14 protein-coding genes are annotated in these 15,995 nt (G+C 36.7%); 6 read left to right on the top strand and 8 right to left on the bottom strand.

Annotated features, from left to right (window positions below; genetic code table 11):
* Positions 1-98 precede the first annotated feature (98 nt).
* Together C9J42_RS05065 and C9J42_RS21595 are read left to right on the top strand one after the other, a co-directional pair.
* On the top strand, positions 99-488 hold the full coding sequence (locus C9J42_RS05065; protein WP_107246255.1) for an MAPEG family protein: 390 nt from the start codon (positions 99-101) through the stop codon (positions 486-488).
* A gap of 332 nt (positions 489-820) precedes the next feature.
* Positions 821-979: a hypothetical protein gene (locus C9J42_RS21595; RefSeq protein ID WP_005366214.1), complete on the top strand. Its 159-nt coding sequence runs from the start codon at positions 821-823 to the stop codon at positions 977-979.
* Positions 980-1,159: 180 nt separating this feature from the next.
* Here the strand turns inward: C9J42_RS21595 and C9J42_RS05060 are convergent, their stop codons facing one another.
* Positions 1,160-2,794, bottom strand: coding sequence for an insecticidal delta-endotoxin Cry8Ea1 family protein (locus tag C9J42_RS05060; RefSeq protein ID WP_233220725.1), 1,635 nt, complete (start codon positions 2,792-2,794; stop codon positions 1,160-1,162).
* Positions 2,795-3,610: 816 nt separating this feature from the next.
* On the opposite strand from C9J42_RS05060, the gene C9J42_RS05055 reads away from it, so the two are divergent.
* A complete protein-coding gene (locus tag C9J42_RS05055; RefSeq protein WP_107301733.1) occupies positions 3,611-5,068 on the top strand; it encodes a P-loop NTPase fold protein in 1,458 nt (485 codons plus the stop codon).
* Between the two features lie 152 nt (positions 5,069-5,220).
* Here the strand turns inward: C9J42_RS05055 and C9J42_RS21830 are convergent, their stop codons facing one another.
* Positions 5,221-5,394 (bottom strand): Hok/Gef family protein, encoded by a 174-nt coding sequence (locus C9J42_RS21830; protein WP_107301732.1) that lies wholly within the window; start codon positions 5,392-5,394, stop codon positions 5,221-5,223.
* Between the two features lie 420 nt (positions 5,395-5,814).
* Here C9J42_RS21830 and C9J42_RS05045 point away from each other — a divergent pair, with 420 nt between their 5' ends.
* On the top strand, positions 5,815-7,488 hold the full coding sequence (locus C9J42_RS05045) for an RluA family pseudouridine synthase (protein ID WP_107301731.1): 1,674 nt from the start codon (positions 5,815-5,817) through the stop codon (positions 7,486-7,488).
* A gap of 52 nt (positions 7,489-7,540) precedes the next feature.
* Here C9J42_RS05045 and C9J42_RS05040 read toward each other — a convergent pair whose 3' ends face one another.
* Complete coding sequence (locus C9J42_RS05040) at positions 7,541-7,705, bottom strand: DUF2256 domain-containing protein (RefSeq protein WP_107292557.1); 165 nt, start codon at positions 7,703-7,705, stop codon at positions 7,541-7,543.
* Between the two features lie 91 nt (positions 7,706-7,796).
* On the opposite strand from C9J42_RS05040, the gene C9J42_RS05035 reads away from it, so the two are divergent.
* On the top strand, positions 7,797-8,180 hold the full coding sequence (locus C9J42_RS05035) for a hypothetical protein (RefSeq protein ID WP_233217715.1): 384 nt from the start codon (positions 7,797-7,799) through the stop codon (positions 8,178-8,180).
* On the opposite strand, the gene C9J42_RS05030 is transcribed toward C9J42_RS05035, so the two are convergent.
* From C9J42_RS05030 to C9J42_RS05020, 3 genes are all read right to left on the bottom strand, one after another.
* On the bottom strand, positions 8,115-8,450 hold the full coding sequence (locus tag C9J42_RS05030) for a zinc ribbon domain-containing protein YjdM (protein WP_107206750.1): 336 nt from the start codon (positions 8,448-8,450) through the stop codon (positions 8,115-8,117). The two genes, C9J42_RS05035 and C9J42_RS05030, sit on opposite strands and share 66 nt — an antisense overlap.
* 163 nt (positions 8,451-8,613) lie before the next feature.
* Positions 8,614-10,446: a selenocysteine-specific translation elongation factor gene (gene selB, locus C9J42_RS05025; RefSeq protein WP_107301730.1), complete on the bottom strand. Its 1,833-nt coding sequence runs from the start codon at positions 10,444-10,446 to the stop codon at positions 8,614-8,616.
* A 313-nt stretch (positions 10,447-10,759) separates the two neighbouring features.
* The gene (locus C9J42_RS05020) at positions 10,760-11,233 is read right to left on the bottom strand and encodes a hypothetical protein (RefSeq protein WP_233218485.1); all 474 of its coding nucleotides are present in this window, start codon (positions 11,231-11,233) and stop codon (positions 10,760-10,762) included.
* 187 nt (positions 11,234-11,420) lie between these two features.
* On the opposite strand from C9J42_RS05020, the gene C9J42_RS05015 reads away from it, so the two are divergent.
* Complete coding sequence (locus C9J42_RS05015) at positions 11,421-12,578, top strand: tetratricopeptide repeat protein (RefSeq protein ID WP_107301729.1); 1,158 nt, start codon at positions 11,421-11,423, stop codon at positions 12,576-12,578.
* Between the two features lie 100 nt (positions 12,579-12,678).
* On the opposite strand, the gene C9J42_RS05010 is transcribed toward C9J42_RS05015, so the two are convergent.
* Complete coding sequence (locus tag C9J42_RS05010; RefSeq protein WP_107301728.1) at positions 12,679-15,456, bottom strand: hypothetical protein; 2,778 nt, start codon at positions 15,454-15,456, stop codon at positions 12,679-12,681.
* 19 nt (positions 15,457-15,475) lie between these two features.
* Positions 15,476-15,991, bottom strand: a complete 516-nt coding sequence (locus C9J42_RS05005) for an OmpA family protein (protein ID WP_107206755.1) — start codon at positions 15,989-15,991, stop codon at positions 15,476-15,478.
* Between the last annotated feature and the right edge of the window lie 4 nt (positions 15,992-15,995).

Here is a 15,995-nt window from a genome sequence, read left to right as displayed (position 1 = left end):
GCCTTCATATACCTAATTGACTGATGATCACGGTAAAGAACAAGTATACCTATTAATATAAAATCAAATAGCGAGTTGATAAAATCAGGGACGATTCATTGGATATTTTAATTTATAGTTTAATTGCCGCAGCATTACTTCCTTACATAGCCAAAATACCTCTCGCCGTCGCAATGCATAAAGTGGGAGGCTACGATAATAACCATCCCCGAGACCAACAAGCAAAATTGCATGGTTTTGGTGCGCGAGCATTAGCAGCACATCAAAATGCCTTTGAATCACTGATTATTTTTTCCATGGCCGTTTTGTTAGCAATCGCAACAGGCACCACAAATGAAAAAATTCAGTTATTGGCACTTCTCCACATTAGCTTTAGAGTTGTCTACCACATACTGTATCTAATAAATCTCGGTGTTTTGCGTTCCATCGCTTGGACGATAGCAATCGGCTGCTCATTTATCATTATGGGACAGTGCCTGTCGAGTTAATCAAAAGTAAGACATAAAAGTAGATTGAAGGTGCAACTTGATAAATGCACTTGATAAAAAGCATTAGCGTAACTATAAATTTATATGCAAGTGTCTAGGTTCATCATAACCATTGCCCCTCATTCCAAATATGTGACTAGAGGGGCTTTTTATATCAATTAAATACAACCCATTTTTATATCTGTGCACCATATCCTATGTGTAATTGGATATATTTTGATATTTTGCATGCGATTTTTTGATATTAATTTAACGATGACAGATTTTATTGAATTTCATTGATAACACATTCTTTGTTATTGATCTGATATCGGTTGGAATGGAGATTTACGATGAATCACTGGACAGACTTTTTCCCTTATGTCGCTATGGCGATTAAAGTTATTGCGTTAATGGTTGCTGGATATTTTGCGATCAAGTGGCACTTCGACCAAGACAGAAAACTGAAGAATAAAGAAAAACAAGAACAACAAATTAAGACGCAAGATTAGAGGATCTTACAGCGTAAATACTGCCAGGTTCCTTTTTACTTTATACATTTATAGATAGCAGTATTTGTATTCTTTTCATTGTAATATCTAGAGAGTCATTAATATGACTCTCCAAATACAATACCTTTTGAATAATCATTTAGTGGAGAAGCCACTCCAAAACATAATTAAAACACTACCTTATTTCTTTAGCGTTTCTTTTAAAAGCGCCGCTCCTGCCAGCCCAACTATCGGCAATGCATCAATAGAGCCACCGCGCCTATCACCTCTATCATCATCTGTTGCATAAGCCCAAAACTCATCACGAGCAGCTTCATGTTCTGATGTTATACACGAGTAAGCATCTAATTGATGAATTTCACTTAACACGTCAAGATCTGGCTCTTCAATGGATGATATGTAATGTTGCTGGAGGAACTCTTCATTCTTATTTTTAGGTGGTACCCAAGTAAAGCCCAAAATCAAACAACCTATAGCCTGATGAAAATAGGCACTATGAGTCCAAGCTGTCATCGTAGAAAGTCGACGAGGACAAAATGCGACTTTATGTTCCTGTTGGAATTGAGCCTCATAACTATCCCATAACTCATAATCTTTATCATGAATATCATACAGCGTTAAATGTGAAGGGAGACTCTGAGACTTTATAATCGCATAGGATATTGGAAATTCTTCATCTTCAATACTCTCTATCGTGACATTTTTTGTTTCAACCCCTGATGCTGGATAAGCAATAACATCTGTTTTATTTACTCTCTGACCATCATTATTAATAGGCCCCTTACCATCAGGATAATAAACGTTTAAGTTTACTGGGCGCCCATCGAAGTAATCAAGATACAGTGAAGTGAAAGATAGCGTTGGCTGTCTATATACTCCTCCTATCACCCCTCTTCCACCACGGGCAACCTCATTACACTCTTGATCCCAATCATCCGCAGTGCCGTAAGCTGGAGAGTAAATGTCATTAAATTTACTTGAGTCCAATACAAATGATCTTGGATTAACATCAATATCCATTTGCTCAAACATTTGTATAAAGTCATCGCAATATTTTACAGCGATGGCGTTGGACGCAAAAAAATAATTGTAAGTATCAGTACGATGTTGACCTACAGGAGGACTGTTTTTTTCCAATTTATCTCTTTGGTTTTTAACCATCAGTTTAAAGTAATCAGAATATTGCTTTTTATAATTTTTCATTTCTGATTTTAACAAGTAATACGTATTTTGAGATAAAATGTCTTTGTGATGCAGTAAAACATCCCTTAAAAAAGTCATATGTAACGAAGCGAAAACACCATATAATGGAAACAAAACATATTCATAGCCTTTTTGTTGAAACTCTGGGCCCTCTCTTATGAAGTCATCATTTATCGCAATAATAAGAGACGTTATCTCCTCAGGAGAAGCGCCTTTGACAAATTTTAAATAATTTTTTAGAGAGAGATTCATACCTGCTACTACTGTACTTAATCTTGAAAAAACCTCTTCATCTAATTTTTCATCAATTAATTCTTCTACTTTGTCTTTTATTTGCCCCCAAACATCTTGTTTCGGTGACGGCCACAATAAACGCACGAGAAATGACACAACACCGCCAACTTCAGGAATAAAATTCAAAGCAAAGCCCAGTGAATTTTTGAAGATTTCAATCACATCTGAACCTGAAAAGTCGGGATAGTTAATAGTGTAACCTTTATCACTACTTAACTCGTTATTGCCGCCTAAACTACGAGCAATGCTATTGCCTGATAACAGAGACATCGCAACTAATGCTGATAATTTTTTTAACGCTAATCTTCTATCATTCATAAATACATCTTAATAATAAATACTATGCCTGATAACTCTGTGGCTAACTGCAATTACTCGTACCTTAAGCCATGAAGTCATAAATACTCGCAACATTCTGCCATTGATAATACCCTGTCAGAAAATTGCAATGTTAACGTTCAGTAAAAAACCATGAAGAAGTAATAAAAAATAAGAACCTAGTATTACTAGGTTGTTGCGACTTATATCAAAAGAAACATTCCCATAACTCTTTTATTACGTATGGGAATAAGAAATAGGGCACTACCTATATAACAGCGAAAGTCACGCATTAAATTACATGTAACTATTGAAATAAATAAAGGGGCTAGTGTTGCAGATTGTGATTATAGATTTACTGAAAGCACTACCTCCTATTAAGAAGAATCAGTTTCAATCTCAGTTATAATTGATGCAATAATTTCCAAATAGGCTGCATCTTGCTGCCTATCTTCCCTTTCTTATTGCATCACCAAACTAATCACAAATAATGCTTATTTATTTCGGCACTATGTCTTGTGTCTTTACATCTAAAATAAAATTGATTACGAGGGAGTATAAATATTACGTTTCGATCTCCAACCAATAAATCATCGTTAAAATATGAAGTTATTCACTTGTAGATATATCTATTTTTAGTAGTGTCATAATGAAACACTTATAAATAACAATTATCAGAGAATTAAATGCATAGAAATGTAGACACAGGAAAATTACTAGAAGTACAATACAGCGAATACCGAAAAAGTAGCGCTATGGTTTGAGCCATCGCGCAGTAAAAAATAATTACAATATATTTTAAAATAGGTAGTAGTCATGAGTAGTCTAGATAAAGCAAAATACGAACATTGGAAAGACACACATAACTTTGATAACTGTAAATTAAACCGTAAAGAATACGGTGTGTTCTTGAGCAATTATCTAGTTGGTGAAACTAATGGCTTTGTACTTAATTTAAACGGATCTTGGGGGGCAGGTAAAACTGAATTTCTAAAGCGGTTTTATACTCATTTATTAGAAGAAAAGCACCCTGTGATCTACATTGATGCTTGGGAAAGTGATTTTTCAAAAGAACCACTAACTGTAATAACTAGTGAGTTATTAACACAGCTTGAATCATTTAATAACGGGATAGGAAGTCAAGAGAATACCAAACGTCTTAAACAATTTCTAAGCAAAGCTATAAAAGCAACCGCTGTCGGAGTTGCTGGTTATGCATCAAAAAAATATTTAGATGATTCTACTGTTGGTTCAAATGCAATGATGAAATATTTTGATGAAAGCCCTACAGACTTTATGAAACAATTAACATCCGAATATTCTCAACAAATAGAAGCAATTCAAAAAATTAGAGAATGTTTATCTCAACTAGCTAAAGTCTTAAAATCTAATTACGGTGCTGAAATTCCAGTCGTAGTATTAGTTGATGAACTAGATCGATGTCGCCCAACATATGCAATTGAGATGCTTGAAGTTATTAAACATTTTTTCAAAACTGAAAATTTCGTGTTTTTAATTGCAACTGATACAGATCAATTATCTCATTCAATCAATGCTGTTTACGGGTATAACTTTGACTCTAAACAGTATTTGAAAAAGTTTTTTGATAGAAAAGCGTCACTACCATCGCCAAATATAGAGCAGTACTTAAATGCCCTAAGCATCAATTATGATGAATATAATAGATTAAATCTTTTCCCTAAAATATATAATAACTCAATTAAAGATACTATTAATAAAATTATTGGTTTATTAGCTACTGGATATGACTTGCATATAAGAGATATTGATCAATTAGTTAATAAGTTCCAATCATGCCTACGCTCCGCAATAAATACATATGATAGAACAAACAACAAACAATATATAAATTTTGTTTCACTACTTGTTGGACTAATTGAATACGAAAAAACACCAGAAATATATAACCAACGAACAAAAAACCTCTCTCCCCCAGCTAAATTATTAGGCTTCGACGTTGAAATATCAGAAAACTTTTCACTTTTAGAGCTTATTGATAAATCAATGCGTTCGATCACTTATACAAAAAGAGTTGAAAATAATCGTTATCAACAACCTACAACAGTCTATACGTTACCTGAAAGAAGTATATATTCTAGTGAAATTGAAACAGCTCAAACATCTGAATACAGAAGCTTTATTATGGAAATAATGGATAATATTCAATATGGATATGGATATATAAATAACACTAAATATTGGATTTGGGACGATATGAAAAAAGTTATAGAATTAGCTGGAACGATTGAATAATTGAATAATTTATTTTTCGCGGCACATTATAGTGCCGCATATTTTTCAATTTAAATATTAACTCAACTATTGATGGTAATTTTTATCAAATATAAAGAAAAATATAAGAATTAAAAATAGTGAACTTATATAGAATTATTAAATTAAAGTAGTTATATATTATTACTAGGTAAATTTTGAACCGCACATGCCATATTTGCTTTAAATATGGTATCACCATTCTTCAGTTCTACTCCACAAAGTGTCGAACGAAACATAAAACAAAATATAAGTATTGTTAAACATACAATTGCGCATAGAGTTACGCTTGTGAATTTTTTCACCATATAGTTGCCTCGTAGTATTACAGAGGCTAATATGTGAATTGACTAGAGACACCCACTAGCCCTGTTAGTTATGGAAATAGCTTTCGGTTTTTTTGTTTATTTAATTCTTGTAATTTTCGCCATTAAAATATTAATTGCATGATTATATGGCTTAACTCTAACACAAAACTCCAATGTAAACATTGAACAAGTTTTCTTATGAGTTCTCATTTAACTCTTACAAATCAAAGCCCCACAAATAGATTTAACTATTTAGATGCGGCTCTCTTCTACTGTTTTTTGATTCACGGTCTTTAACAGATTTAGCTAAATTGAGGATACGAACGAAAAGTATGCCTATTAAATCTATAAAATCCTATCACTCGTACTCTCCCCCAGAGAGTGGTAAAATCCTCGCCCCATTTTGCGATAGATTAAGCCATGTACGATTCCCTTTTTACTCCATTTCGCTCATCGATTGAGGCTATCGCCTTACCTGAACGTTTTACTTATCCTTTTTGTTATAAGCCACATCCACTGAGTGTGTTAGCTGCAAAAGAGTTGCAACAACACCTAGAAACACAAACCGAATGGCAACACGATTTTGGTTTAGATGGCTTAAATGAAGACAGTGATAATCACGCTATTGGTAACATGTTCGGTGTGTTGGTGGTACAAAACGAGCAAGGTGACATCGGCTATCTATCGGCATTTTCAGGCACTATCGCAGGGCAAACACAGTTACCCCAATTTGTGCCGCCTGTGTTTGATGCGCTTAATACCGATCCTGAGATCCAAGCGATTAAACACGCGCTTATAGCACTAGAATCTGACATTGAATCTATTGCGTCTTCGCCTCAGTTCATTGCGCTGCAACAGCAATATACTCAAGCGAAAACGCAAGCTGAACAAGAATCTGAAGCCTTTCGTTTACAGATGATTGAACAGCGAAAACAGCGTAAATTACAACGCAAAGCTGCCGAGCAAAGTGAGGATGAAAACGTTAAAACTGAAGTATTTCATCGCCTAGCCCGTGAAAGTGCTTACGATAAACATCAGCAAAAAGCCTTGCGCCAACAGTGGCAAAAAACGCTGCAATCACTGAGTGAACAGCTTGAAGCTGATACCACTGCGCTTGCTGAACTGAAAGCTAAGCAAGCTAAATTAGCAGCACAGTTAGAACAAAGTATTCATAGCCAATACCGCTTTGTGAACCAATTTGGGGAATATAAAGATCTCAATCAGTTGTTTGATGAGCCATTACAAGGTGCGGGCGATTGCGCTATCGTCAAACTGCTGCAGTATGCGTTTAACCACCAATTAAAACCGTTAACAATGGCAAATTTCTGGTGGGGTAAGTCCCCCGTGCCACAAATGCTAAAACATACTTATTTTTATGAAGCCTCAAAAAACAAATGTGAGTCTATTTTAGCCCATATGTTGTCTGGTATTGAGATAGACGAGAACCCACTAGAGCAAAACCCAGCCGAAGGCAAAGAGCTAAGTATTGTTTATCAAGACGATGCGATGGTGATTGTTAATAAACCTGCAGAGTTCTTATCTGTACCCGGTAAAACCATTACCGATTCAGTATATAGCCGAATGCAAGCCATGTTCCCAGATAGCGATAGCCCGTTGATTGTCCATCGTTTAGATATGTCGACCTCTGGTTTAATGGTGATTGCTTTAACCAAAGATGCTCACAAAGCACTGCAAAAACAGTTTATTGAGCGCACAGTCGAAAAACGTTACGTTGCCCTATTAGAAGGTAACAGTGACAGTGATAGCGGACTGATTGATTTTCCAATCCGGGTGGATTTAGACGATCGCCCTCGTCAAATCGTGTGTTACCAATACGGCAAGCCTGCACAAACCACATGGAACGTGCTTGAGCGTAAAAACGGCAGAACCAAGGTCTATTACTACCCAAAAACAGGTCGTACACACCAGCTTCGTGTCCATTCCGCCCATGTTAAAGGGATGAACATGCCTATTGTCGGTGATGATTTATACGGGCAAAAAGGCGATCGTTTATGCCTACATGCTCAATACTTGGCATTCAACCATCCGATAACTAACGAGCGCGTGGTGTTTGAAGTTGCTGAAGATTTTTAAAGCCTAAATAACACCGCTAAACGACAATGGCTGACGCATTTTTCGTTATGTATCAGCCTACTTTCTTTCTTGATGAGCCCATGTGTTGGCGTGTGCGCCTACAACGTTCAGAGCAATACTTCACTTCATCCCAACATTGTTGCCACTTCTTGCGCCAAGTAAACGGCCGTTGACAAACCGCACACACCTTAGCGGGTAAATTGGATTTTTTGTGCATCACTTGTTCTTATTTAATAAACACAGTGCTAGTACGTTTAAAACCCTTTATTGGCTGTTATTTCCTATAAAAATCATCCTTTCACTTCTTGATGCAACCAATCACGAAACACTTGTACTTTAGCCATCAAGGTACAACGATTTTTGTCAAATTATGGCAAATGCGCGAAACCGAAAAAGACACACTGCATGTTGATACCAACGATCTTACTAATTGGAAAGTGATTGAGGGGCGTGAAACATGCCCGTTATTTCGCAACCCATTTGAATCGGTCCGTTTACAGACAGTCGCTGCGGTTAATGTTGTGTGTGATTTATCACTCGATGCCACAGAGATTTTAGTGGTTATTGGCTCAGTCAAACGTGACGGGATCAATCAAACTTTGTTAATAAAATTGCGTAATGATGTATTACGCTTTTTTAACGAATTTTGCAGTAACCATCATGTCACCAGCACCATCAAGTTTACAGTCTAGTTGGTGGTCTTTACCTTCAGCAATACGTTTAATAACCGCTTTCGTTCCAATTTTTAGCACCAGTGAACTGCCTTTGACTTTCAGATCTTTAATTAGCGTGACCTTATCGCCCTCTTGCAATAATGTGCCGTTAACATCTTTCACTACTATGGTTTCTTCCTCTGCAACTTCAGCAGGGTTCCATTCATAGGCACATTCAGGACACACTAGGTTCGCTTGATCTTGATACACATATTCAGATTGGCAGTTTGGGCACGGCGGTAAAGACATAATCACAACTTCTTTAATCAATTAACAATAATACGCATTATGTTAATAGTTATAGCTAGCTAATACGAGTTTAATAACCCGTAATATCAAGTAAGTTAAAATAGCGACTAACATTGATTGTTACGGGTAACTTCAACACTCACTTTAATCATCGTTAGATTTATTACTGATCCCACGCTTTTAGGATAATACGCTCATCACCATCACGACGCACCCAGCCATCTTTTTCCATTCTATTTGCTAATGGGATTGAGTATTTTCGGCTTAATTCTGTCCGATCTTTAATATCTCCCATCGATATGCGATCTTGGGGTTGATGTTCAGCTATCACGGCTTTAACTAAATCAAGATATAAACCCATATCGAAGTAAATGGTGTCATCCAAAGCGGTAATATATTTTTGATGGCTGAGCTGTCTAAGCCACTTTTTACCACCAGCAACCGTTACTTTATTCAGTTCTAGTCCTGCTTTACCTAGCTCGCGTATTTGTTGCAGAATCTCTTGTGCCACAGGAGGTAATTCATCTTCGTTATCACCTTGCCCTAAGCACCATTTACCATAACTAACATGTACTTTTTCTTGCAGCTTTAATTGCTGCATTAAGATATCAATCACTGCTTCATTAATACGTAGACGTGTTGCTATTTCGGCAGATGACATTGAGATCCCATCAGACAGTAACGTCTGAATTTGCATAACATTGTCAGCTAACCAGCTATCTTCAAAACAATAAGGCGTTAAATAAGTTTGGCCTTGTGCCGATTCAAAACCTGCTTCGGTCGTTTCAAAGTAACCTTGTAGAGCGAGTAACATCTCACGTTGTGATTCAGGCTTTAAAAGTACCGGTAAATTATCTAATGCTTGGTATAAACGGCGTTTTTGATAACCCATAACAGGTGTTGACCACACAATTTCAGCACCGTGTTGTAGCCCACAGCCACCTTTTTGGATCATTGCTAATCGTTGTCCAAAAATCATTGGGATGGGCTTTTCAAAGGTTAGTCGTGCTAATTGAGTATTCGGAATATAACTTAACAATGCTGAGCCATGCCAAGTCCCCATGGCAACTTCAACATGGCGTTGTTTACGTTGCTTGAGTTTGTCTGACGTCTTATTGATACGAACGATGCACTGACTATGTAATGGTGGGGTTATTGTCTCAGATGTTAATAAGTGCCCTCGCCCTACTTCTTTACGGCTGATCCCTTTAACATTCACAGCGACACGGCAGGTGGCAGATAATTGCTGATGTTGTTGATGATAAGCTTGCAGAGAACGAACCGTTCCCATGATGTTACTAGGAAAGCAGCGAACCTTATCGCCAATACTCAATGTTCCCTGTGCCAATGTACCTGTAAGTACGGTGCCCATGCCATTTACGACAAATGAACGATCGATATACATTATTGGGGCTACGACCTGATCATCTGCAATATCCGTCGATGCTTTACGATCAATATTAGCTTTAACCGCCTCAATCAGTCGATCACGTAACGCCGGAATGTTGTCATTTTTTAAGGCTGATACACTGATAATTTCAGGTAATAAGCCCGTCATCTCCATCACATTGTCTAGCGCTTGATCTTCTACCGCACTGAGTTGCTCTGCCGTGACTTTATCGCGCTTGTTAATACACACGACGATATCTTCTATTCCCATCGCATGTGCAACTTGTAAGTGTGAGGTGGTCATCGGCATCCACCCTTCATCTGCCGCTATAACCAGCAATAGCACGTTAAGGTGCCATACACCTGATACCATATTACGTAGATAACGTTCATGTCCCGGGACATCCACAACCCCAATGGTATTATTGTTATCATCTTTAAAATAGGCAAAACCCAAATCTTGTGTCATACCTAATTGTTGTTCATGTGGACGCGCAGTGACGATACCTGTGAGTGCTTCAATTAAAGCGGTTTTACCGTGATCAACATGACCTGCCAAACCGATAACGGCTTGATATTTTTCTACATTATGAGGCTGTGAGACCATTACTACGACCTAATTGAAGTGAATAATATTTGTATTGAGATAAGATATTAATTGTTGCGTATGTTGAGACATGAATACACAGCTATTACTTTATAAACGTTTATCATCAAATTCTTAAGGTGATAGTAATAAACTTTCGGATATTAGTAATTGACTAGTATCAATTTGTATAACAAACAAATATTAGGCTTGTTTTTTAATGAAGTGTTTTTGCTTTTATCTGTATGATATTTATTCATACTCTTTATTATTTTCTATTAACAAGCAATAAAAAGCCCTGCTGATTGCAGGGCTTCGTTATATTTTTAAATTTCTATCTGATCACGTTATTGTCTTTCATATTCGTGATTAATATATCCGTTAATTCATCAATGATATTATTCATGTTACTTGGATCAACAGATTCTGATGATGTTGACCAAATCGGGATATGACTTTGCGTATCAAATAAGGTGAACTCAACGTTTACAAATTCGTAAGAAACAGAGTAACTATCATCGTAAATATAACTATAAGACGTATTGTAGTAGCTGTTAAAACTAATACCTCGGTTATAGCCATAACCGGTATTACCCGGATATCTCACTTCTTTATCTTCAATATTTATCAATTTTGCGACAAAAACGGTTTGGGTATTATGTTTTTTCACATAAGCCGCAATATCACCTTTAGACGGTAATTCATTAGGAAAAATTTGCGAACTCGGGATCGCATCCACCCCATGAGCTTGTAATTGTTTGACCATATCATCTTCAAAGATCCGTCTTACACGTAAGTTGTCAGACATAGCAACAACCATCGTGCTTTTTATTGGAAACTTTGTATATGACGAGTCCACCCAAGATGACGTAATATTACTTGACGCACACGCTGTTAATAGACTGCTTAATAATAAAATAAATAGATAACGCATAATACATCCCTTCACTTATGTTCTAAAATTAAAAATAGTACAGGGAAAGGAGAAATCAATAATGAGGAAGTGTATCGTCATTATTTTATTATTAATGAGTTGCAGCTCTGATAATGATTTAAAAAACAATGAAATTGCAAATAACGAAAAAAACTCTCAAAATGATAATAAAGATTTGCCTTTTGAAAAAGAAACAATAAATAATTTGTCATTTGATAATAATAAAAAATTTACAATTAAAGAGTTTATTTCCATCATTGAACATCCTATTTATAGCAGTCATGATAAACAAGAGGCTATCAATAAGTTAAAAGAGCTCGCCAATAGCGATTCTGATGCCGCATACTATTTAGGTCACCTGTATGAATTTGGAGAATGGGTTGAGTTATCTGAAGAAAAGGCGCGTTTTTACTATAAAATCTCCATTTCAAATGATAATCATACTTTCTCTCAATACTCTTTGGCATTAATGTTAATTGATGGCAGAGGAGGAGATGTTGACTTAAATTATGCAGAAGAGCTACTTCTACAAACAAATGCTAAAGGGCATGCTCCATCAACGTACACATTAGGTTACTTGTATTTTATTAAAAATAACTTTAAACGTTGCATTGAAATCTTCTCAGTTGATGACTTCGAAAGGAATGAATACAGTGACTACCTTCTTGCAATATCTTTGATTAATACTCGTTCTGAAATTGAAAGAGCCATTGATTTAATTGAAAGATCAGCCAAAAAAGGACATGGCTATTCACATTTTACATTAGGCGAAATTTATCAAAGTGGACTTTATAACAAGAAGAAAGACATCGCTAAAAGTCATAAACACTATCAAATAGCAGCAAAACAAAATATACCTAATGCTCACTTTAAATCAATCACCCTAAGTATCGATAATCCTTTTCTAATTAAAAACAATGAATATGATTTAGTTAAAGCACTTGAGAAAGAGGATAATAAAGGCAATCCAGATGCTAGTTTTTATTTGGCTCGTATCTACGACCAAGGCACTATCATTCAACAAAATTATAAAAAAGCTTTATTTTGGTATATTAAATCAGCCAATTTAGGAAATAATACTGCTATGTATAACTTGGCAAGTATGTATGCAAATGGCGATGGTACAAGTGAATCCATTGAAAAAGCCCAATATTGGCTAAATAAAGCCGCCCGAAATGGTAATAAAAAAGCGATTGAAGTAATCAATAGTATTAACTAAGTACACACATAGTTAAAAATTATCAAAGACATAAGATGAAATAAAAAATCCATATTTAGAAAATATGGATTTTTTTATTCGCTTAATATTACGTTAGTTTTTAATCATCAACTCTTATAGCAAACTCCATTACCGCTCTTTCTCCGGGCGCGACGGTTCCTACATTACCAATTATCGCGCCAGTGCTTCCATCACTAATAATATTGATTGAACCTTTGTCTATATTAGGAATTCCCCCAACCACTTTAAACGTTGTAAAAGCTGGCGTCGCGTCAGTTAATACAACTTCGTGTGCATCTTCTATTGCAATATTCTCAGCAGTTAAGCGGTAAAGTATGCACTCACCGGGCGCAACAGAGAACGAATTTAATGAATAAGCACTTCCTGCATCAACTATACCATCGCAGCCGGCATCCTTAGCCTGCTCTTTGATAATTCGCATACTTATGTTGGCAACAGTTGTGGAGTCAACCATTAAAATATCCCCACAGCTTACTGTTGCCGAAATCGACGAGTTATTGACTGTGTTTAATGGGACATTTGAATCAACTGTGACTTTTAAGAAAATAGTGACTTCCGTTAAAGGGGCAAAGTCCACTGTGGAATCAATCTTAGTATCATTACCATCGAACTCACCGTTACCATTGCTATCTAAATATATCATTGATGTAAAACCGGGCTCTGAATCCAATAGAGAGAATGAAACGCCTGTGTATGATTCTGCTGTATTGTTATCAATAATATGTTTATAGATGGTTGCTCGCCCTGGTTGGGTAACGCCAGATTGATTTGGTGTACCGATGACTAAACATTGGTCTCCTCCACCTCCTGGACCAACAATATTAATTAACTCAACGGAAACCGCAGTGAAAACGGTATCTTCAGCACCAGTAGAAGGGGAACTCACCTTAAAATAGAGGTTTTCAGTTGAGATACCTACCGTTTGGTCAATAGAAACTAGCGCTCTGATTTCAATGCTTTCATCAGGTAAGAGAAGAGGAATATTTGTTATTGGTGTGCCATTCGTGTCTGTATACACAACGGTAAAACCACTTGTTAATACCTTTGAAGAGAAAGGAATAACATTACTAAAATCTAATACATATGTATCTGCAACAGTCGAGGTATTGGTAATAAATATCGTAAACGTTGTGGATGTAGACGGGTTAGCTGTATTCGTAACGACAGCAGCCCCCTCGACACCGGCTCCATACCCACAGCCGTCATTCACATTATCACAGTTATTCTGTGTCGTTGATGATGTTTCAGAAGGATAATTTATTGTAATGTCGACAGTGCTTTGAGCAATCGTTGTTAATTGGTTACCCACTGTATCCGACTGAGAAGTATCACTCGAAGAAGTTGCTTGTAGTGCTACAAAATAGGGCCCACCACCAAATGACCCCGGTGGTAATGTCGCTGTAACGATAACTTTAGCACCACATTGGCTACCAGCCGCTGTAATCAAATAAGAAGGACAGGTTGAGCCAGCGGCAGGAATAACACCAGTATCGACTTTACTGTCACCGTCGTTATCGAGTAAAGGTACTACACCGTTACCGGCATAGATCATAAAACTTGTACCCGCAGGGAACGTGGATGAAGGTAAGAGTTCAAGATTAAATGTATCTTCATCATTACCTAAGTTCCAGATATAGCTTGTAAATGACACTCTAGAACCTTGCGCTGCATTGGCAACAGTCATTAGTTCATAGTTAATATTATCGGTTGCATTACAAGCCGTATCATTGGCACCACATCCCCCTGTATTCGCAACAACTGCATGAAGTGGTGTGATAGTAAATGGGACGGTATTGGTTTTATATTTATGTTGCTCGCTTGCTCCCACAATACCGTCATTGTCTTCATCGTAGCCAAACGTTACTTGGTTCGTTAATCTAGAGGCAACTAAGCCAGAATCTATCATTACCTCAAAACTTATCGTCGCCCTTTGATTTGAAGATAAGCCATCTAGAGTAAACGAAACTTTATCTTGCGAAAGACAAGATGGAGCACCTGCTATACATGATGTGAATGATAAATCACTATCCCCTTCGCTGACACTGCCACTAGATATATCACCAATTATGCCGCTGCTCAGGCTCCAAGTTACGTTCCCATTGAATCTCATTCCAACTGGAAGCTCATCACTTAGCATAATGCCGTTTGTCTGAGTCAATGACATATCGGTTAAACCGACATTACTATAAGACAATGTCACCACATATGGACCACTTGGAGAAGCCCCCTCATTTTGATTCATAGATTTAGTCATTTCTATGATCGGTAAATTTGTTACTGTCACTGTATCTATATTAATCGCAGAACTCGCACCACCAGAAAGCACCGTTGTCGCGTTATTAGCAAATGACTGACTTGTTGCAGTAAAAGAAACGGTACCCGTATCTCCATTTGATGCACTCGGTGAAATAGCACCCAAAAGAACAACATGATAGCTTTCACCCGGCGCCAAAGGACCAATAGAAGATATTATTCCTAAGGACTCATCTTCTATACCATCATTATTTTCATCAGGATAAATAGCAATGCTCGTCATTGCTGTGCTAGAAAGAGACGTGGATAATGTAAAAGAATCTTCATCATTACCCGTATTGGTAATAATGTGATTAAATCTTACTGTACCAGAGGGGGCAACAAACTTAGTCTGATCAGCGCTAACCGTTACAGAAACAACGGGCTGAACGAATGTTTCAACTATATTAGAAGCTGTTGAACGAGTAATGTTATTGCTGTCTTTATAGGTCGCACCTACTTGGTTTTTAATAATCGTACCAGACTCGGTCAATGCATAACTAAGAGGACTCACAAAAAGATAAAATATTACAATTAGACCAAAGAAGTACCTTATATAATGCATATGACGTCCTCTGTAAAAATTAGTCAGATTGTTTTACTTCATACATCATTTCAACTGGATTAGAATCAGTGCCAAGTAAAAGAATTTGAACACGCCGATTAACAAAATTGGCATCTCTATCATTCGTTTTCAGGTATTTGTTACTAACCCCTGATGAAGTTACTACTATTCGAGTTCTCATAACGCCACTATCAATTAGATATCTCGCCACCGATAAGGCTCTATTTTGTGATAATTTATTGTTGTAATTTTTACTGCCTTCAGGATCAGCTGATCCAATTAACGCAACTTTCAACTCAATATTACTAAGCAATGTTTGCGCCACTTTATCTAACTTTAACTTATCACCATAATCTAATTGAAAATCATCAAAATCAAAATTAATCACACTGGGCCATTCGTAGTAAACACTATATAAATCTGAATCTAATTGAGATAAATCACCATAGTCGACGAATATCTCTTCTTCCTTAACACAACCGCTTTGAATTAGGAGAAAAGAAGAAAGAACTGATAGAAATAATAACTTCTTCATTCAG

Source organism: Photobacterium sp. GB-56, assembly GCF_003026105.1.
Classification (GTDB): domain Bacteria; phylum Pseudomonadota; class Gammaproteobacteria; order Enterobacterales; family Vibrionaceae; genus Photobacterium.
This window is presented reverse-complemented; position numbering and strand designations above follow the sequence as displayed.

Bases quoted from the DNA above. Each gene is read 5' to 3' on its own strand.
- C9J42_RS05035 (WP_233217715.1), top strand. From the start codon at position 7,797: ATGCAACCAATCACGAAACACTTGTACTTTAGCCATCAAGGTACAACG.
- C9J42_RS05020 (WP_233218485.1), bottom strand. From the start codon at position 11,233: ATGTCTGACAACTTACGTGTAAGACGGATCTTTGAAGATGATATGGTC.
- C9J42_RS05030 (WP_107206750.1), bottom strand. From the start codon at position 8,450: ATGTCTTTACCGCCGTGCCCAAACTGCCAATCTGAATATGTGTATCAA.
- C9J42_RS05015 (WP_107301729.1), top strand. From the start codon at position 11,421: ATGAGGAAGTGTATCGTCATTATTTTATTATTAATGAGTTGCAGCTCT.
- C9J42_RS05045 (WP_107301731.1), top strand. From the start codon at position 5,815: ATGTACGATTCCCTTTTTACTCCATTTCGCTCATCGATTGAGGCTATC.
- selB (WP_107301730.1), bottom strand. From the start codon at position 10,446: ATGGTCTCACAGCCTCATAATGTAGAAAAATATCAAGCCGTTATCGGT.
- C9J42_RS21830 (WP_107301732.1), bottom strand. From the start codon at position 5,394: ATGGTGAAAAAATTCACAAGCGTAACTCTATGCGCAATTGTATGTTTA.
- C9J42_RS05005 (WP_107206755.1), bottom strand. From the start codon at position 15,991: ATGAAGAAGTTATTATTTCTATCAGTTCTTTCTTCTTTTCTCCTAATT.
- C9J42_RS05060 (WP_233220725.1), bottom strand. From the start codon at position 2,794: ATGAATGATAGAAGATTAGCGTTAAAAAAATTATCAGCATTAGTTGCG.
- C9J42_RS05010 (WP_107301728.1), bottom strand. From the start codon at position 15,456: ATGCATTATATAAGGTACTTCTTTGGTCTAATTGTAATATTTTATCTT.
- C9J42_RS21595 (WP_005366214.1), top strand. From the start codon at position 821: ATGAATCACTGGACAGACTTTTTCCCTTATGTCGCTATGGCGATTAAA.
- C9J42_RS05040 (WP_107292557.1), bottom strand. From the start codon at position 7,705: ATGCACAAAAAATCCAATTTACCCGCTAAGGTGTGTGCGGTTTGTCAA.
- C9J42_RS05055 (WP_107301733.1), top strand. From the start codon at position 3,611: ATGAGTAGTCTAGATAAAGCAAAATACGAACATTGGAAAGACACACAT.